Raw genomic sequence first — 17,470 nt, forward strand, 5'->3', positions numbered from 1 at the left:
TGTACTAGGTCCAGTGGACCTGCGCCGCCCCCGGCAACGCATAACGGGCCTGCATCGGCAGTTCATATTTCAGCGCCGCATGGTCACAAAATGCAATCACCCAAGCGTCATCCATCGTGATGAATTCCAGCACCGACGCCTGAAACGCCGGATCAGTCGCGCGGGCGCGCATGTCGTCAACAGAACCGCCTGTCGCACCAAGGAAAATTGGGCAAAGTTCCTCATTGCCTGCAAGCCACGCCAGCGCCTGTAGCGCGATCACCTGTGCCTGATCACTATTCATTGAATAGACCTCATTAACCTAGAAACCGTTTTTTAACCATTCCGGTCGAGATTGTATCAAAGAAAAGTGGTTTGACCTCAATAAGGATAACAAAATGTCCGGTCGCATACTCATCGTAGATACAGTGCCCACAAACCGTATCGTTCTGAAAGTGAAAATGCAGAACGCGCAGTTTTCGGTGGACGCCTGCGCCAGCCGGATTGAGGCGGAAGCGATCATCGCGACGAACCGGCCGGATTTGATCATGATCAACCTTGCCGACGCGGGCGAGGATCGGCATGAATTCTGCGCCGCACTGCGGGATGACCCGCAAACGGCCGCGATCGGCATCATTGCGTTGGGGGTCGCCGACACCTCGCGCGCGCGTTTCGCGGCACTGGATGCAGGGGCCGATGATGTGCTGCCGCGCCCGATCAGTGATACACTGCTGCTGGCGCGTATTCGCAGCCTGCTACGGGTACGCAGTACCAGTCAGGAACTCTTTCTGCGCGACAGCACCAGCCGCGCCCTTGGTTTTGAAGAGGCAAAGACAAGCTTTGCAAATGCGGCGAATATTGCATTGCTCACGCCCAACGATGCGGTCGACCCGGCCCTTTGCACAATACTGCAAAACGGGCTGCGACTGCCCGTGCGCCAGTTCACCACCCATAGCGTCCTGAAAAAAAGCGCCGTCACTCCGGTGCCGGATCTTTTCGTGATCAACTGCGGCGAGACGGAACAAACCGCCGCCAGCTTGTTCGGTCTGGTCTCTGACCTGCGGTCGCGGATCGAAACGCGGCAATCTACAGTGCTGGTCGTACTGCCACAGAATGCGCCGGCACTGGCCGCCATGTTCCTTGATCTGGGCGCGGATGATGTGGCGATACGCACAGCGTCGGCAGATGAAATCACCCTACGCGCCAAGGCGCTGATCCGCCGCAAACTACTGCATGACAAGCTGCGCGACACGGTACGCGACGGGCTGCACGCCGCTGTCACCGATCCGCTGACCGGGCTTTACAACCGGCGCTATGTCGAACCGCATCTGGCACGGATGGCCGCACAATCCTGCAATGCAGGCCGTGAACTGGCCGTGATGATGCTGGATATTGATCACTTCAAAGGGATCAACGATCAATACGGCCATGCGGCAGGGGACAGGGTGCTGGTGCAACTTGCCCAACGGCTGCAAAATAATCTGCGCGCGATTGATCTGGTCGCCCGGATGGGGGGCGAAGAGTTCCTTGTCGCAATGCCGCGCACCACCACGGCTCAGGCGCGTGGCGCCGCAGACAGGCTGCGGCAATTGGTGAATGATCACCCCTTCGATCTGGGGCCAGACCTGCCAGAGGTACGCGTCAGCGTCTCTGTCGGGGTCGCCGTCAGCGGCCACAACGGGATCGAACCCTTTAATCTAGAGGTGATATGCAGCCGGGCAGATACAGCCCTGTATGCCGCCAAATCCGCCGGGCGCAATCAGGTCGCGATGAGCAGGACCGCCGCCTGACTAAAACTTTCGATTTCAACCTGAGACATCACAAATCACCAATTGCGTTGAGCCGCAGGCGAAAGGCAGCGATTGGTTTTTCAGGTATAAATCGAAATGCTCTAGCGCGTGCGCGGCGGGCGGTCACGGCTCTGCGCGGCTTCCAGCTGATCCGCAAAAGCAGCCCGGCGGGCCGGGTCCATCTCTGCAATTTGATCCAGCAGCGCCGCCTGAGCAGCACGCTGCAACTGCCCCATCCTGGCGTTTTGTTCCTCAATCAAAGCCTGCACCGCAACGCGATCAAACGGTTCTGCGCGCAACGCGGCAAGGGTATCGCGCATTCGGGCGCGCATGTTCATGCCGCGCAATGAATCGTCACGGCGCATCGCCGCCCCGATGGCCCGGCGCTCATCCGGTTCCAGCGCCCGCGCAATCGGGCCCAACCCGAAATCATAGTTGCGCGGCGGACCATCACCAAACCGTCCCGAAATCGCAGCACCAGCCACCAGCCCCACAACAGCAAGGTTCAGCGCAAGCGAGATAACAAGCACAACACGGGTCAGGCGCGACGTCCCGCGCGCAGGTTTTCCCAGATCATCCATCAGCAAAAAGCTCCTCGTCCAGAAACGCACTATCTGAAAACAAGCTGACTGAAACCGACTGCCCAATCAGATCATCGGTCAACGCCTCCACCTGGGCGGGCGGGGCAATCCCGACCCAAACCCCGGCGATTGTCGCTGTCGCCAGACCGCCCAGCGCGGGCCAACCGCCCAGCATATCGGACAGCCGCGCCCATAGACAGGGGCGGGCAACCTGCGCCGGCGCGCGATCCACCACCGCATCCGCCAGCACCCGCGTCATCAGGTCATCGCTGACCGGCGGGGCCAGACGCCGCGCGGTGTCGAACAGGTCTTCTAGCATGTCATCATTCGGGTCAGTCATCATCATACCCCAGTTCCGCCTTGCGCCCTGCCATGATCTCGGCCAAGGCGCGTTTCCCGCGCGCTGTCAGACTTTCCACTGACCGCACGCTGATGTCCATAATCTGCGCAATCTCGGGGTTGGAAAGCCCCTCCAGATGCCGCAACGCAACCGCCTGCGCCTGTCGTTCTGGCAGTTGCGCCAGCGCATCCGACAAGGCCGCCATACGGGCCCGCGTCTGCAACTGCGCCGCGACGCTTGGTGCGCCATCCGGCGGCTCGGCCACTTGGTCGAGCGACACGCCACCCCGCCGCTTGCGCAGCCTGTCGGTGCAAAGATTGGCCACCACGCGATAGAGCCAAGTGCTCACCTCAGCCTCGCCCTGCCGCCAGTCGGGCGCGATCCGCCACAGGCGCATCATCGCGTCTTGGGCGACATCCTCGGCCTCGGCGGGATCGGCCAGCATCCGGGTTGCCTGCGCCAGCACGCGGGGTAACAGCCGGTCCGCCAAATCGCGCGCCGCCGTCGCATCGCCATTGGCGAATGCCACCAATAGCGCCGCATCCGGGATCGACGCTGTAGGTTCGGGTGCCGCTCTCATCTGGCGTTTTGCTACCTGTCGCACAAAGATTTGGCAATCGGCGGGGGCAGAAACCATCCCCGCCATTTGCCCGCTTATCCGCGGCCGCGTGGGCCACGATGGTCACCGCGGCGTTCGCCCCGGCGCTCCTCCATACGGGATTTAGCCGCATCATATTCAGCCTCGGAGATGACGCCGTCGCCATCTTGATCAACACGCTCGAACATGCGGTCGGCACGATCAGCACCGCGCGGGCGCATCTCCTCCTGCTGCAACAGCCCGTCTTCATTCGCGTCCAGGCGTTCCAACATACGTGCGGTGCGGGCTTCCGCCTGCGCCACGGCAGCCGCTGTCATCTCTTCTGCGGACAACGCGCCGTCACCATCAGTATCAGCAGCGGCAAAGCGCGCCTCACGGGGGGACTGCAGTTCAAGCTGGCTCAGGCTGCCATCGCCATCCACGTCCAGCGTTGCGAAATCGGGGCCACCGCGGTGACCCTGGGCCTGTACTGCGCCTGCCATCATCACCGTGCCAGAGAAAAGCGCGACCATCAGAATACGTTTCTTCATTGTCTTTCCTTTTTCATTCCAGCGGTTCCTGCCCGCTGACCCCTCTTCAACGCTCCACGGCCGGGTTTCCGTCGCATGATGGCAAAAAAAGTTGCGCAGGCTTGCGACACCGCGCCGCGCATGTGCCCCCGCCCCTTCCCAAACAGGTGTGAATCGCGCATGACGGCAAACAAGAGTGGAGATTACCCTGTGACCGACACACCTGTGCCCGTTGATGACCGTCCGATGAAACCCGCCGTCCTGCGCGGGCTACACTGCCGCTGTCCCAATTGTGGCGAGGGCGCGCTGTTTTCGCGCTATCTGAAAGTGGCTGATCGTTGCCCCGCCTGTCAGCAAGAACTGTTTCACCACCGGGCTGATGATGGGCCCGCCTATCTGACCATTCTGGTCGTCGGGCACATTCTGGCCTTTGCCATCCATTTCATGTGGGTCACCTGGCGGCCCGATCCGCTGATCATGGCAACTGTGCTGACCATCGGTACAGTGACCCTCTCGCTGTTCCTGTTGCCACGGCTCAAGGGCATGGTCGTCGCGATCCAATGGTCCCGCCGCATGCATGGATTTGGCAAAGCGGATTAATCCTGTCAGGATAATCCCATGGATAAATCTGCCCTCCGCGATGCGGCCACCTTGATCCTGCTGCGTGATGCCCGGACCGCCCCTGCGGTGCTGATGGGGCAGCGCGGGGCCAGTGCCGCCTTTATGCCGGGCAAATTCGTTTTTCCCGGCGGTGCGGTCGACGCCAATGATGCACATGTGCCGCTCACCGCCTTGCCAGACCACTGCAACCGACGACTGGCCGAGGACAGCAGTCTGCCGCCCAATGCGCTTGCCGCCGCCGCCATCCGCGAGCTGTGGGAGGAAACCGGCCAAATCCTGGGCACACCGGGGCAATGGGCGGACGCACCGCAAGGCTGGCGCGGCTTTGCCGCCTCAGGTCATCAGCCCCACGGGGCCGCGCTTGAATTTTTCTTCCGCGCTGTAACGCCAATTGGCCGCCCCCGCCGGTTCGATGCGCGGTTCTTTCTGGCCGACGCCGCCGCGCTGGTGACCGATCCGGATGATTTTTCCCGCGCCGAAGACGAACTGGCCCATCTGCAATGGGTCCCGCTCGATCAGGCCCGCCGCTTTGATCTGCCTTTCATCACGCAGGTGGTGCTGGCCGAACTGGGCAGCCACATCACGCGCGGTGGCCCGCCCGCAAGCGTCCCCTTTTTCCGCAATGATGACGAGGCGCATCTTGTCGCCAGACTGAACGGGCGCAATCTGCTTTAGCAGATATCCGGCGCGCCGTTACGTCACCAGCATCAACAACACCACGCTCAGCGTCAGCAGCAACAGCCCCTGCCACTCCCGTGGCGACACTTTTTCACGAAACACAACCGCCCCGATGGCCAGCGAAAACAGCAGCTCCACCTGCCCCAGCGCGTTCACATAGGCCACGTTTTGCAAGGTGAACGCGGTGAACCAGCAGATCGACCCGATCATACTGGTCAGCCCAACCAGCCCGGCCACGCGCCAGACCCGCAAAACGCGCATGATCTCGCCCCGTTCGCGCCAGATCAGCCAAAACGCCATGATGATAGTTTGAAAAGCAGTCACAAAGGCCAGGGTCACAATTGCACGGTAGAACACATCGCCATCCGCCAGTGACAAAGACGCCCCACGATAGCCATTGCCGGAAATACCAAAAGCCAGACCACCACCGATCCCCAGCGCCGTCGCGCGGTTGAAAATGCGCTGACGCCAACGCCCGACCGCATCCGGCGTATCAGACAGCAGCAACACCCCGGCAAACCCCAGCACCATCGCAATCAATGCGGCAGGGGTGACAATATCGCCAAGGATCACGAACCCCACCAGCGCGCTCAGCAACACTTCGGTTTTCTTGAACGTGATGCCCACGGCGAAATTGCGATGGGCGAACAAGGCCACCACACACATGGTCCCCGCGATCTGCGACAGGCCGCCCGCGATGGCATAAGGCCAGAAGCTTACAGGAACCTGCGGCGCGCCCTGCCCCGTGCTGACCGCATAAAAACAGGCAATGACGAAGACCAAAGGCGCGGAATAGATGAACCGCGCAAAGGTCGCACCAGCGGTCGAAAGCCGAGTCGCTTTCAGATGTTTCTGCAAGGTAAAGCGCAGCGTTTGCGCTGCCGCCGCAGCAAGCGTGATCGGGATCCAGTACTCCATCCCGCTGCTATGACCGCAATTCAGTCCCTGCGCCAGAGCGGGTGCGCCACCGGCTCTTTCGCGCGCCACAGATATTGCTTCAGGATCGCGCCGTAAGACGGATACATATAGCCGCCGTTGCGGCGCAGATAATGGTCGCGCCGGGCGCGATACAGCGCGGGCAGCACATACCAAGGCACCTTTGGGTGCATATGATGCACCACGTGCAGATTGTTGTTCAGGAACAGCAAAGCAAACAGCCCCCGATCCTCGATAATCACGCTACGCCCGCTGGCGCGCTCATGCGCTTGATGCTCCAGAAAGGTGCGCAGCTTCAACAATGCCAGCCCCAGATAGGCCGCGATCAGATAGGCCCAAAGCGGCATCGGGGCCATGATCACCACAGCCAGCACCACCAATGCGGCAGGCAAATAAGCGACCCAACCACGGATCACATTCCCATCCCGCACACACCACTCTGACAGCAGAAAGGCGACCTGCCCGACAATCGGCCCTAAGGCCAGACGCCCAGCAAGCGTGTTGTTGATCCGCAGGACGCGCTGCAACAGCCCCGGTAAGCGGGCCCATGTCTCTGTGGCCAGATAATAGGTTTCAGGATCGTCATAGGGGTCAGTCAGCGTGGCATCATTGTGATGGGCCAGATGGGTCGCACGAAACCGCTCATACGGAATGACCAAATTCAGCGGCAGGCAGATCAGCGCATCATTCAGCCTTTGCCAGCGGGTTGGATGCCCATGAATGACCTCATGCTGTAATGACGCATGCAATGCGATGGCCAGCCCCGCGACCGGAACGCCAAGCAGCAGCGGCAAAAACCACAATGAAGCCAACCAGATAGTGTAGCATGTCACGATTAATAGAAGGGTTGGCCAGCAAATAGGCCCGTTCGATTTAATGTCTTTTATCATACCGCGAACCTAGCTTACTCCCAGATGTTACAGAATTCCGTTACTTGTTCACAAAAAGACTAGGCTATGATATTAATCACCAATGATGAAAAACGTAGACAAGCGTGACCGTGCCCAGCTGTTTCGGGACAGGTTGCTGACCGCAATGTCAGAAGCCGCAACCACCCAAAGCAGCCTGTCGCGTGCGGTCGGGGTAGATCGTTCGACATTGTCACAACTGCTCAAGGATTCAGGAGCACGCCTGCCCAACGCCCAACTGGTCGCGGAATGCGCCACGGCATTGGGCGTCAGCACCGACTGGCTGCTGGGCCTCTCCGAACGCCCCGAAAAAGCAGAGGCGCTGATCGCCAATGCCATCTCCATGCCCGAAGCACCACGCGCGGTGATCGACGACCGGATCTTCGCGTGGCATCAAGAGGCGGCAGGCTATAAAATTCGCCACGTCCCCACAGGACTGCCCGATATGCTCAAGACCCCCGAAATGCTGCGCTGGGAATACGCGCCATCCGTTGGGAAAACGATTGATCAGGCCATCGGGGCCAGCGGCGACAGGTTGAACTGGATGCGCCAGTCGCGATCCGATTACGAACTCGCCCTGCCCCTGACAGAGCTTGGCGCCTTCGCCCGCGCCGAAGGTTACTATCGCGGTGTCCCCGCCCGGATCAGACAGGATCAGCTGTGCCAGTTTCGCGACCTGCACACCCAGCTTTACCCGTCACTGCGGCTGCATCTTTTTGACCCGCGCCAGCTCTTTTCGGCACCGATCACGATCTTTGGCCCGCTGCTCGCCGTGATCTATATCGGGCGGAATTATCTGGTCTTTCGCGATTCTGAACGGGTCGATGCGCTGGCGCAGCATTTTGACAATCTCGTCCGGGCCGCCGTGGTCGCACCCAGTGATCTGACCGCCCATTTTGACGAACTGATCGCGCAGGTCGATCCCAGTGAAACGCAATTCGTCAGCCAGCGCCCACGCGATTAAAGCAGACTACTCGCGCAGGCCAACCGCCTTGCCCGCGCCTTCTGGCACCGGCAAGGCCGCGTGGGCCTCTGCCACCTGCGCGAGCGACCGGGCCAAAACCGGCCCCGGCTCAGACGCGCGGCGGGCCTCAAGGCTCACATGGATCAACATATGCTCCCCCGTGGCTAGCTCTCGGTCGCCCGCAAACATCCGGTGGAACACATGCAGCTTCTTGCCCTGCCCCAGCAGCACCTGCGTTTCCACCCGAATGACCGTACCGGCATGCACCTCGTCCAGATGGCGCAGATGGGTTTCCACGGTGAAATAGCTGGACCCGCCCGCGATATAGGCCGCATCGCAACCAACCATCGCCATCAGGCGATCCGTCGCATCGCCAAAGGCCTGCAAATATTTCGCCTCGTTCATATGGCCGTTGTAATCGGTCCAGTCCAGCGGCACGGCACGTTCCACGGTCACAATCGGGCGGGTCAGATCATCAGGCAGGCCAACCAGCCCCGCAATCCGCGCATCCTGCGCATTCAGCAGCGCCCCGGCCCCGAAATCGCGGGCCTTGAGGCTGCGCAGAATCGACACAAGATTATCATCGCGGGCGCGCTCCAGCGCACGAATGCTCATCGCGCCGGATTGTGCATCCGATTGATCGGCAATCCGGTCGATCAGATCATCGGTCAAATCCGGCACATCCATTAGCTTGGTCCAGGGCCACTTCAGGGCCGGACCGAATTGTCCGATGAAATGACACATACCCGCCTCGCCACCGGCAATGCGATAGGTTTCAAACAGGCCCATCTGCGCCCAGCGTAACCCAAAGCCATAGCGGATCGCGTCGTCGATTTCTGCAGTCGTGGCGATGCCGTCATTGACCAGCCAAAGCGCCTCGCGCCAGACGGCCTCTAGCAGGCGGTCGGCGATATGGGCATCAATCTCAGCCCCGACGTGCAGGGGATACATGCCAACGCTTGTCAGGATTTCCTTGGCGTCCGCAACCAGTGTCGCATTCTCATCTGTCGTCACCAGTTCGACCAGCGGCAGCAGATAAACCGGGTTGAATGGGTGGGTGACTACAATCTGTCCGGGGCGGATCGCATCCCGCTGAAGCTCGGACGGTTTGAACCCGCTGGTGGACGAGCCGATAATAGCGTCCGGCGGGCAAAGTGTTTGCAGGCTGTGATAAACCTTGTGCTTCAGCTCCAGCCGCTCAGGCACGCTTTCCTGGATCCAGACGGACCCGGCAACCGCATCTTCCAGTGTATCGTGAAAGCTCAGCGCGCCTTCGGGCGGCAGCACCACATCGGACAGGCCGGGCAATGAGCGCCGGGCGTTGTCCAGCACTTCGCCAATCTTGCGCTGCGCCTGCGGGTCGGGATCAAAAACCCGCACGTCCCAGCCCATCAGCAAAAACCGGGCAGCCCAGCCGCCTCCGATCACGCCACCGCCAACGATGGTCGCAATCTTTGGCACCGGACGCATTTAGCCGACGTTTTGCGTGGGGTGATTAAACTCATCCGCAGGCACAGGCTCACCCCGAACCGTCGGGTCACAAGCCACCATTGATGTGTTCGCATCACGGATAATCAAACCACCACGGGCGCGACATTGTTCAAAAGTCATACGGTTGCCAATAACCATGAATTCGCGCGTCGTACTCGCCCCGCCGCCCGTCGCACCGACACCCGCGGTCTCGCACCCGGCCAAACCCATTGCACAAACCAGCACCAAACGCTTCATTGGCTCACCTCCATAAGACGGCTCAGATCATAGCCGTTGAATTGTAAAACACCACGGGCCGCGGCCAGCCTGTCGGCAGGAATGTGCGGATCCCGGTTGAGGATCCACCCTGCCCGCCCATCCGGCGCGCCCACCACGGCGGTACGATACCCGCTATCGACCCACAAGACCCAATAATCCGCCGCGACAAAGGGAACCGACGAAAACCGGACCTTAAGGCGGCCCGGCCCCACGATCTCTGCCGTGCCGGTGATACGGGATTGTTCGCTGCCATTCGGATTGCGGCAAATATTCAGCACCGAAAGCTGCCCGTCGGGGCGCATCCCATATTCAGCGGTCACCCCCACGCAGCCTTCTTCGAACGGCACAGGGTAGCGGGCGACCTCATACCATGTGCCCAGATAGCGTTGCGGTTCAAAAACCGCCTGCGACGAAATCGGCGCCGCCGTATCACGATAGACCGGCAAGGCCGCGCAACCGGGCAAAAGCAACAAAAGAAGCGCCAGAACCCTCATGCCGCCACCGGCGCACGTTTGGTCAGGCCCAGCTTTTGGCGAACCGCATCCGGGCCAATCACCTTGGCCCCCAGGTTTTCGACGATCCCCACAGCGCGTTCCACCAGTTGGGCATTGGTCGCCAGCACCCCGCGCTCCAGCATCAGATTATCCTCTAAGCCCACGCGCACATTGCCCCCTGCCAGCACCGACGCGGCAACATAAGGCATCTGCGACCGGCCCAACCCGAACGCGCTAAAGGTCCAATCCTCAGGCACATTATTCACCATCGCCAGAAAGGTATTCAGATCATCCGGCGCACCCCAAGGGACGCCCATACACAGCTGTACCAAAGCAGGGCTGTCCAGCACGCCATCCTTTACCAATTGCTTGGCGTACCACAGATGGCCGGTATCAAACGCCTCGATCTCTGGCTTCACGCCCAGCGCGGTCATCATCCGACCCATCGCCTGCAACATGCCGGGCGTGTTGGTCATCACGTAATCGGACTCGGCGAAATTCATCGTGCCGCAATCCAGCGTGCACATCTCGGGCAGGCAGGCGGCGATATGGGCCACACGGTCCGTCGCACCGATCAGATCCGTGCCCGCCACCGCAGGCAGCGGCCGTTCCACCCCACCAAAGACGATATCGCCGCCGATCCCGGCGGTCAGGTTCAACACCACATCCACCTGCGCATCGCGGATACGGTCGGTCAATTCACGATAAAGCGCCAGATCACGGGACGGCGCGCCCGTCTCAGGATCACGCACATGGCAATGCACGATGGCAGCACCCGCCTTGGCCGCATCAATCGCGCTTTCAGCGATCTGCCGGGGGGAGCGGGGCACATGCGGGCTTCGGTCCTGCGTCGCACCCGCCCCGGTGACGGCACAGGTCACAAACACCTCTCGGTTCATCATCAGCGGCATCAGGCAGGCTCCTCTTTCGCGGACAGTCGGCGAAAAAAATGCGCTGCACAAGACGGTAATCTTGACAAAGCCAGCCGCATCCGGCGTAATCCGCCCCATGACACAGCAGATCCATATCGCAAGCGTCTACTTTACCAGCGCCACATAGGCGGCAGCTGGCTCTTTTCTGACAGATTAAGACACCAACTGCCCGGCACTGGGCAGATTGAACGTGACGTCCTTGTCGGGCCCAGGACAAGGACAAAACCATGATCACCATCCGCACCGCCACACCGCGCGACCTGCCCGCCCTGCGGGATATGATCCGCAAACTTTGCGCCCTTCACGGCGATCCCTGCCATCTGGGCTTGGCCGAGGCGCAGACGCGGTTCATCGACGGTCCGCTGACCGCCCTGATCGCGCTGCAAGACGATCAGCCCATAGGCTACGCCGTGCTGGAACCGCGTTGGCGGCCCATGACCGAAGGGGACACGCTCGACATCGCGCATCTGTTCATAGAGGAACCTTTACGCGGCCAAGGCATCGGGCGGCGACTGATCGAAACCGCCCGGCAGATCGCCGACTACCGCAAGGCGGATCGGCTGACCATTGGCACTGCAACAGAAAACCCCTGCGCCGCCGCAGCCTACCGGGCAATGGGGCTGGAAGAGATCACAACCACCCCCGGCCCCCGTTTCAGCGTCCCGCTATAGCGTTTGACGAAATACCTCATACATCATGTATCACTTAACGCGTTGAAATCTTTGATTTCAGGCAGCGTTAAGTGATTGCGGGTTTTTCGCATAACGCTTTAATGTAACGCGCTATGTCAGGCTGCGGCGCAATTTGGGCATGTATGACAAGATAAACATGTCCAACGCGAGCGCACAAAGCAGCGCAAGCCCCGCCATCGGAAAGGCCATGCTGACGCCCAGCCCGACCAGCACCGCGCCCTGCCACAACGGCATTTCGCGGGGCATCGGCGGGGCGGCCAGACGGCCAGCACCCGACGGGCGGCGCTTCCACCAGAGAACCACGGCGCTGACACAGAGAAACAGAACCGCCAGACAGAACAGCGTATTGGCCAGCACGCTCCATAATCCCAGCGTACCCATATGCAGGGCGATGCCCACCGCCATCGCCTTGCCCGCCAGCGAATAATCATCATAGCGCACATCGGCCAGCACCTTGCCGGTGTACTGATCCACATGCACCGTGCGGTCGCTCATCGGGTTGGTGCTGTCGGTGCTCATGGAATCGCGGCTTAGGGTCCAGACACCAGTCTCTCCGGCAGGCAGGTTCAGCTGATAGCGGGCCTCAAACCCGATCTCGCGCGCCAAACGGTCCACACTCTCCAGCGTCACCGGGCCAACAACCCCCGTCTCACCGGCGGCACTGCCTGACGCAGGCATCGGGGTTTGCTCCAACGCCCAAGGCACCTCGCGGCGGTCATGGTTCATGCTGGCGTGAATGTCGTCGGACAAAGGCACCGCATCCCATTTCGCAGCAGGAAACTGGCTCCAGGCCTGCACCATCTTGCCGCCCCAAATCCCGGCCCATGACAGGCCCGAAATCAGAAAAAACACAAGGAATATAGACACCCAGACGCCCACAACACCATGCAGGGATTTCCACAAAGCGCGGCCACGGGTGAAACGCGGCAACAGGGCCGCACGCCAGCTTGTCCCGCGCGGCCACCACAGATACAGCCCCGTCGCCACCAGCACCAGCGCCAGTGACGCAGCCGTTTCCAGCATCCGGTCACCCGCCACGCCCAGCATCAGCTCACCATGCACTTGATCGAAAAAATCATACCAGCCGCTGCGGCGGGGAAAGCTTTCGATCACCGTGGCGGTATAGGGATCAACCGCCACCATGATCGCATCGCCGTCGCTGTCCACCCGGAACAACGCCGCCAGATCAGGGCTGCGCGGGGCCACATATTGCTTGAACGTGCCACCGGGCACAGCGGCCACGGCGGCCTCGGCCTGTGCCGATACCGACAGCGCTGTCTCTTGCGGCACCACGGGCGTTCGCTCGCCGTCACGTCCGTCAATCCAGGCGATCCACAACATCATCATGCCGGTCACCGCCAGTACGGTCAAAAAGGGGATCACGAAAAGCCCCGCATAGAAATGCCAGCGCCAGGCTGCAAAATAGAATTTGTTTACGCCGCCGTCTGGCTGCATCTGCGTATCCGTCGTCATTGTGATAAGGCTCCACGCCAATGTTCCCGCACAAGCGGGTGATTTCAGTTCAGTAAGAGTGAATAAAAATCAGGTGAAGGGTGGCGCGCGGGTCAGGCGCGACGGATCGTGCCCGTGACGATGCAGCAGACGCTTTGCGACGAAACGATAAACCTGCGTCTGATCCAGCACAGCGATGACAGGCTGCGGACAAAGCGGATGCAATGCGGCCCCATCGGAAATCCGGCAGGCTTGGCAGTCGGACAATGCACCCGTCTCATCATTGCCTGCCGTACCACAAAGATCCGCCAAAGTCCCGCCAGCAGCGACATAGGCCGCAAGCTCGGGCGAAACCTCACGCGCCGCAATCTGATGCGCAAACCCCACGCCAATCACGGCCAGCACTAGCATCAGCCGCAGCAACGCCCGCAAAGCAAAAAGGGTCGGATCAAACATGGCACTGCTCTTAATCCGGGCGCGCTAGCAATGCCACAGAATATTGCCGCGTCCCGCGATTTCAGGACGGGCCGCGCGTACGGTGGATTAACCGGGGGGATCAGCGTCAAAAGTCCGATGGATATCCGACGGCAATCCGACGCATATCCGAGTGCCTATTTCCCAGAAAACAAAGGCGTTAACACATGATTCGCGCCCGCCTCGCAAACCACCGCACGGTGGGGGGGCATGCAACACCCCCCGACCTCGGTTCAATATGGCATCGGATGGGCGCGGTGCGCATCGTCGATGGCGGTGACAACCTCGTCGCTCAGCACCAGATCGCGGCCCGCAAGGATATGCTCCAGCTGCTGCACATTGGTCGCGCCAAAGATTGCCGACACGGGGAAAGGCCGCGTCCGCTGCCACGCCATCGCCATATGCACCGGGTCCAGCCCGTGTGCGGCGGCAATATCCAGATAGGCTTGCGTTGCGCCAAAAACGCGATCCGTTTTCCGCCCCCCCAAATCACCATTGATTGCCATCCGGCTACCATCAGGCAGTGCGCCGTTTTGGTATTTTCCGGTCAGCAATCCGCAAGCCAAAGGTGAGAATGACAACAGGGTCACATCCTCATTCACCGCCATTTCGGCCATGTCAGTGTCGTAAAGGCGGCACAGCAGCGAATATTCATTTTGGACTGATGCCATACGGGGCAGCCCCGAGGCTTCGGCTTGATCGACCCATTTGGTCATGCCCCAAGCGCTTTCATTCGACATGCCTATGGCTTTGATCTTACCGGCTTTTACAGCCTCATCCAGCGCTTCCAGCACATCCATCATATGATCCAGCGTCTGCTGACGGTTCTGGCCAGAGGGATCAAACGTCCAATTCTGGCGGAACATATAGGACCCCCGGATCGGCCAGTGCATCTGATACAAATCAATCACATCCGTTTGCAGCCGCTTCAGCGATGTATCCACAGCCTCGCGGATCACCGCACCGTCATAGCCGCGCCCGTCACGGACCCAGCCGGGGTTGTTGCCGGAAACTTTCGTTGCAATCACAACATCATCTCGGCGGCCCGTCTTGGTCAGCCAGTTGCCGATCACTGTCTCGGAAAGCCCCACGGTTTCAGTCCGGATCGGGTTGACCGGATACATCTCTGCGGTGTCGATAAAGTTTATGCCCGCATCCAGAGCCAGATCAATCTGCGCATGGGCATCATCCTCGGGCGTTTGGTTGCCATAGGTCATCGTGCCCAGACACCATTCTGAGATCATGATATCGCTGCGCCCCAGCGGAAGTTTTTGCATCTTATCTGCCTTTATATGTAATTCGCGCAGACCCTAATACGGCAAGCGCAGCAGGCAAGGCCCGTCACCTATGAAAACACCGCGAAACCGCGCGTTTTAAAAACTGTAAAGAACCGCAATCCGGCTTGTCGTGACCGCTGCGGTAAAACTATTATCCATGAAATCACGGATAATTTCGCCGCGCAGGCGCATGTTTGGGGAAAAGTCACGCTCTGCACCAACCCCAAGATTATAGCCGCCGGATGTGCTGTCGTCGAAGTAATATTCAGTCACGCCACCTGCCACACGAAAACTGTAACCATACCAATCATAGCTGGCCCAACCGCGCGCGCGGCTGGTGTCATACTCATTGTCGCCCGCGATTTTCAGGCCTGCCTCAATCTCTGCCCCAACGGCAAAGCGATCAGCCACGATGCCGAGTCCGGCAATCAGCGACCCGACCGTCTGCGCATCACCCGAATGCGGGAAATGGTAGTCGGCACTGCCGCCCAGATAGAAATCCTGCGCCTGCGCTGCGGTGCCAATAGCTGCGGCCAAAAGAGCGGGGATCAGGGTTTTCATGGCAGGTCTCCTTGGACAATGCGGGGCTTGGGGGTTTTTAGCCTGCGCCCAACGTAAAGACCAGTGTCACGCGACATCTGGCATTTGCGCCGCATCCTCGCTAGACAGCCGCAAACGCGAAGGACAGCTTTCCATGGCACGCCATCTGATCACATCCGCGATCCCCTATATCAACGGGATCAAACATCTGGGCAATTTGGTGGGCAGCCAATTGCCCGGCGACCTTTACGCCCGCTACCTGCGCCAGCGCGGGCATGAGGTTCTGTATCTTTGTGCCACCGATGAACACGGCACCCCGGCAGAGTTGGCAGCGGCCAAAGCAGGCAAACCCGTGGCTGAATATTGTGCCGAATTGCACGACGTACAGGCCGAGATCGCCGCAGGGTTTCGGCTGTCCTTTGATCATTTTGGTCGCTCTTCCAGCCCGCAAAATCACAAGCTGACCCAAGCCTTTGCAGCGCGGTTGGCCGATATGGGGCTGATCCGCGAAGTCACCGAAGAACAGGTCTATTCCGTGGCCGATGGGCGCTTTCTGCCTGACCGGTATATTGAGGGCACCTGCCCCAATTGCGGCTTTGAATCCGCACGCGGTGATCAATGTGATAATTGCACCAAGCAGCTAGACCCCACCGACTTGATCAATCCGCATTCGACAATTTCGGGTTCGACCGAATTGGAAGTGCGCGAAACAAAACACCTTTACCTGCGCCAGTCCGAACTCAAGGATGATCTGGCCAAATGGATCGACAGCAAGAAAGACTGGCCAATTCTGACCACATCCATCGCCAAAAAGTGGCTGAACGATGGTGACGGCTTGCAGGACAGGGGGATTACCCGCGACCTTGATTGGGGCGTTCCGGTCCAAAAAGGCGAAGCGCCCTGGCCCGGCATGGAAGGCAAAGTCTTTTACGTCTGGTTTGACGCGCCCATCGAATACATCGCCTGCGCGCAGGAATGGCAGGATGCCGGCAAGGGCAGCGATTGGGAACGCTGGTGGCGGACCGACAAAGGCGCGGATGATGTGACCTATACGCAGTTCATGGGCAAAGATAATGTGCCCTTCCACACGCTGTCCTTCCCGGCCACGATCCTTGGGTCGCAGGAACCGTGGAAACTGGTCGATTACATCAAATCCTTCAACTATCTGAACTATGATGGCGGGCAATTCAGCACCTCGCGCGGGCGCGGTGTGTTCATGGATCAGGCGCTGGCAATCCTGCCCGCCGATTACTGGCGCTGGTGGCTTTTGTCCCACGCGCCAGAAACATCCGACGCCGAATTCACATGGGCAAATTTCCAGACTGACGTGAACAAGGATCTGGCCGATGTGTTGGGGAATTTTGTCAGCCGGATCACCAAGTTCTGCCGGTCCAAATTCAGCGAAGCGGTCCCCGAAGGGGTCGCCTATGGCGCGGCAGAGGAAAAGCTGATCGCTGATCTGACCAAACGCATCCGCGCCTATGAAGACCACATGGATGCAATAGAAGTGCGCAAAGCAGCGGCAGAGCTGCGCGCGATCTGGGTGCTGGGCAATGAATACCTGCAAGCCGGGGCGCCATGGACAACTTTCAAAACCGACCCGGACACGGCGGCGATGCAGGTACGGCTGGGGCTGAACCTGATCCGGCTTTACGCGGTGCTGTCAGCCCCGTTCATTCCGGATGCGGCGGCGCAGATGTTGGACGCGATGCAAACCGAAAAGGCCGATTGGCCCGCAGATATTGGCGCGGCATTGCAGACGCTGCCCGCAGGTCATGCCTTTACCGTGCCAGAAAACCTGTTCCGCAAAATCACCGATGATGAACGGGACGATTGGCAAACACGGTTCGCAGGCACGCGGGATTAAAGCGGTTCAGCTTTAACGCGGGCACGCCAGCCCCGCAGCTTTGCGGCCCATTGGGCGTCACAATAAGGGGGCAATACTCTGTGGGATGT

The 17,470-nt window shown here is 60.1% G+C and carries 21 protein-coding genes; 6 read left to right on the top strand and 15 right to left on the bottom strand.

The genetic code is table 11. The features are described 5' to 3' along the window. Nucleotides 1-4: 4 nt before the first annotated feature. Nucleotides 5-283, bottom strand: coding sequence for a DUF3572 domain-containing protein (locus ACJ5NV_RS14245; RefSeq protein WP_411644735.1), 279 nt, complete (start codon nucleotides 281-283; stop codon nucleotides 5-7). Between the two features lie 94 nt (nucleotides 284-377). Between ACJ5NV_RS14245 and ACJ5NV_RS14250 the strand changes: the two genes are divergently transcribed. Continuing rightward, nucleotides 378-1,769 carry a diguanylate cyclase gene (locus ACJ5NV_RS14250; protein ID WP_411644737.1) on the top strand — a complete coding sequence of 464 codons (1,392 nt, stop codon included), beginning with the start codon at nucleotides 378-380 and terminating at the stop codon, nucleotides 1,767-1,769. A gap of 101 nt (nucleotides 1,770-1,870) precedes the next feature. Here the strand turns inward: ACJ5NV_RS14250 and ACJ5NV_RS14255 are convergent, their stop codons facing one another. The 4 genes from ACJ5NV_RS14255 to ACJ5NV_RS14270 all read right to left on the bottom strand — a co-directional run bounded on the left by ACJ5NV_RS14255 (nucleotide 1,871) and on the right by ACJ5NV_RS14270 (nucleotide 3,818). After that, complete coding sequence (locus ACJ5NV_RS14255) at nucleotides 1,871-2,350, bottom strand: periplasmic heavy metal sensor (RefSeq protein WP_411644739.1); 480 nt, start codon at nucleotides 2,348-2,350, stop codon at nucleotides 1,871-1,873. Next, entirely contained in the window at nucleotides 2,343-2,696 is a 354-nt protein-coding gene (locus tag ACJ5NV_RS14260) for a hypothetical protein (RefSeq protein ID WP_411644740.1), read from the bottom strand. The genes ACJ5NV_RS14255 and ACJ5NV_RS14260 overlap by 8 nt, the downstream gene beginning before the upstream one ends. Continuing rightward, nucleotides 2,683-3,270: an RNA polymerase sigma factor gene (locus tag ACJ5NV_RS14265; protein WP_411644742.1), complete on the bottom strand. Its 588-nt coding sequence runs from the start codon at nucleotides 3,268-3,270 to the stop codon at nucleotides 2,683-2,685. The genes ACJ5NV_RS14260 and ACJ5NV_RS14265 overlap by 14 nt, the downstream gene beginning before the upstream one ends. Before the next feature lie 74 nt (nucleotides 3,271-3,344). Further along, nucleotides 3,345-3,818 carry an EF-hand domain-containing protein gene (locus ACJ5NV_RS14270; RefSeq protein WP_411644744.1) on the bottom strand — a complete coding sequence of 158 codons (474 nt, stop codon included), beginning with the start codon at nucleotides 3,816-3,818 and terminating at the stop codon, nucleotides 3,345-3,347. Nucleotides 3,819-3,977: 159 nt separating this feature from the next. On the opposite strand from ACJ5NV_RS14270, the gene ACJ5NV_RS14275 reads away from it, so the two are divergent. Both ACJ5NV_RS14275 and ACJ5NV_RS14280 read left to right on the top strand, forming a co-directional pair. Then, complete coding sequence (locus ACJ5NV_RS14275; protein WP_411644745.1) at nucleotides 3,978-4,397, top strand: DUF983 domain-containing protein; 420 nt, start codon at nucleotides 3,978-3,980, stop codon at nucleotides 4,395-4,397. An 18-nt stretch (nucleotides 4,398-4,415) separates the two neighbouring features. Next, nucleotides 4,416-5,093, top strand: a complete 678-nt coding sequence (locus ACJ5NV_RS14280) for an NUDIX hydrolase (protein WP_411644746.1) — start codon at nucleotides 4,416-4,418, stop codon at nucleotides 5,091-5,093. 18 nt (nucleotides 5,094-5,111) lie between these two features. On the opposite strand, the gene ACJ5NV_RS14285 is transcribed toward ACJ5NV_RS14280, so the two are convergent. Next, the gene (locus ACJ5NV_RS14285; protein WP_411644748.1) at nucleotides 5,112-6,014 is read right to left on the bottom strand and encodes a DMT family transporter; all 903 of its coding nucleotides are present in this window, start codon (nucleotides 6,012-6,014) and stop codon (nucleotides 5,112-5,114) included. A gap of 20 nt (nucleotides 6,015-6,034) precedes the next feature. Beyond that, nucleotides 6,035-6,922 (bottom strand): fatty acid desaturase, encoded by an 888-nt coding sequence (locus ACJ5NV_RS14290; RefSeq protein ID WP_411644749.1) that lies wholly within the window; start codon nucleotides 6,920-6,922, stop codon nucleotides 6,035-6,037. 82 nt (nucleotides 6,923-7,004) lie between these two features. Between ACJ5NV_RS14290 and ACJ5NV_RS14295 the strand changes: the two genes are divergently transcribed. Further along, nucleotides 7,005-7,904 carry a helix-turn-helix domain-containing protein gene (locus tag ACJ5NV_RS14295; protein ID WP_411644750.1) on the top strand — a complete coding sequence of 300 codons (900 nt, stop codon included), beginning with the start codon at nucleotides 7,005-7,007 and terminating at the stop codon, nucleotides 7,902-7,904. 6 nt (nucleotides 7,905-7,910) lie between these two features. On the opposite strand, the gene ACJ5NV_RS14300 is transcribed toward ACJ5NV_RS14295, so the two are convergent. From ACJ5NV_RS14300 to ACJ5NV_RS14315, 4 genes are read right to left on the bottom strand one after another with little or no spacing between them, the layout of a single operon-like run. Then, entirely contained in the window at nucleotides 7,911-9,374 is a 1,464-nt protein-coding gene (locus ACJ5NV_RS14300) for a carnitine 3-dehydrogenase (protein WP_411644752.1), read from the bottom strand. After that, complete coding sequence (locus ACJ5NV_RS14305; RefSeq protein ID WP_411644754.1) at nucleotides 9,375-9,632, bottom strand: hypothetical protein; 258 nt, start codon at nucleotides 9,630-9,632, stop codon at nucleotides 9,375-9,377. It abuts the gene before it with no gap. Continuing rightward, entirely contained in the window at nucleotides 9,629-10,147 is a 519-nt protein-coding gene (locus ACJ5NV_RS14310) for a lipocalin family protein (protein WP_411644756.1), read from the bottom strand. The genes ACJ5NV_RS14305 and ACJ5NV_RS14310 overlap by 4 nt, the downstream gene beginning before the upstream one ends. Beyond that, nucleotides 10,144-11,058 (bottom strand): beta-keto acid cleavage family enzyme, encoded by a 915-nt coding sequence (locus ACJ5NV_RS14315; protein ID WP_411644864.1) that lies wholly within the window; start codon nucleotides 11,056-11,058, stop codon nucleotides 10,144-10,146. Before ACJ5NV_RS14315 ends, ACJ5NV_RS14310 begins: the two co-directional genes overlap by 4 nt. Nucleotides 11,059-11,306: 248 nt before the next feature. On the opposite strand from ACJ5NV_RS14315, the gene ACJ5NV_RS14320 reads away from it, so the two are divergent. Beyond that, nucleotides 11,307-11,750: a GNAT family N-acetyltransferase gene (locus ACJ5NV_RS14320; RefSeq protein WP_411644758.1), complete on the top strand. Its 444-nt coding sequence runs from the start codon at nucleotides 11,307-11,309 to the stop codon at nucleotides 11,748-11,750. A gap of 111 nt (nucleotides 11,751-11,861) precedes the next feature. On the opposite strand, the gene ACJ5NV_RS14325 is transcribed toward ACJ5NV_RS14320, so the two are convergent. The 4 genes from ACJ5NV_RS14325 to ACJ5NV_RS14340 all read right to left on the bottom strand — a co-directional run bounded on the left by ACJ5NV_RS14325 (nucleotide 11,862) and on the right by ACJ5NV_RS14340 (nucleotide 15,535). After that, nucleotides 11,862-13,244: a PepSY-associated TM helix domain-containing protein gene (locus ACJ5NV_RS14325; protein WP_411644759.1), complete on the bottom strand. Its 1,383-nt coding sequence runs from the start codon at nucleotides 13,242-13,244 to the stop codon at nucleotides 11,862-11,864. A 69-nt stretch (nucleotides 13,245-13,313) separates the two neighbouring features. Beyond that, nucleotides 13,314-13,679, bottom strand: a complete 366-nt coding sequence (locus ACJ5NV_RS14330) for a hypothetical protein (RefSeq protein ID WP_411644761.1) — start codon at nucleotides 13,677-13,679, stop codon at nucleotides 13,314-13,316. 251 nt (nucleotides 13,680-13,930) lie between these two features. Then, on the bottom strand, nucleotides 13,931-14,974 hold the full coding sequence (locus tag ACJ5NV_RS14335) for an aldo/keto reductase (RefSeq protein WP_411644763.1): 1,044 nt from the start codon (nucleotides 14,972-14,974) through the stop codon (nucleotides 13,931-13,933). A gap of 96 nt (nucleotides 14,975-15,070) precedes the next feature. After that, nucleotides 15,071-15,535, bottom strand: a complete 465-nt coding sequence (locus tag ACJ5NV_RS14340; RefSeq protein WP_411644765.1) for a hypothetical protein — start codon at nucleotides 15,533-15,535, stop codon at nucleotides 15,071-15,073. 133 nt (nucleotides 15,536-15,668) lie between these two features. Here ACJ5NV_RS14340 and metG point away from each other — a divergent pair, with 133 nt between their 5' ends. Beyond that, entirely contained in the window at nucleotides 15,669-17,381 is a 1,713-nt protein-coding gene (gene metG, locus ACJ5NV_RS14345; protein WP_411644767.1) for a methionine--tRNA ligase, read from the top strand. Nucleotides 17,382-17,470 lie beyond the last annotated feature (89 nt).

It is taken from the genome of Loktanella agnita, from assembly GCF_046640325.1.
Taxonomy (GTDB): domain Bacteria; phylum Pseudomonadota; class Alphaproteobacteria; order Rhodobacterales; family Rhodobacteraceae; genus Yoonia; species Yoonia agnita.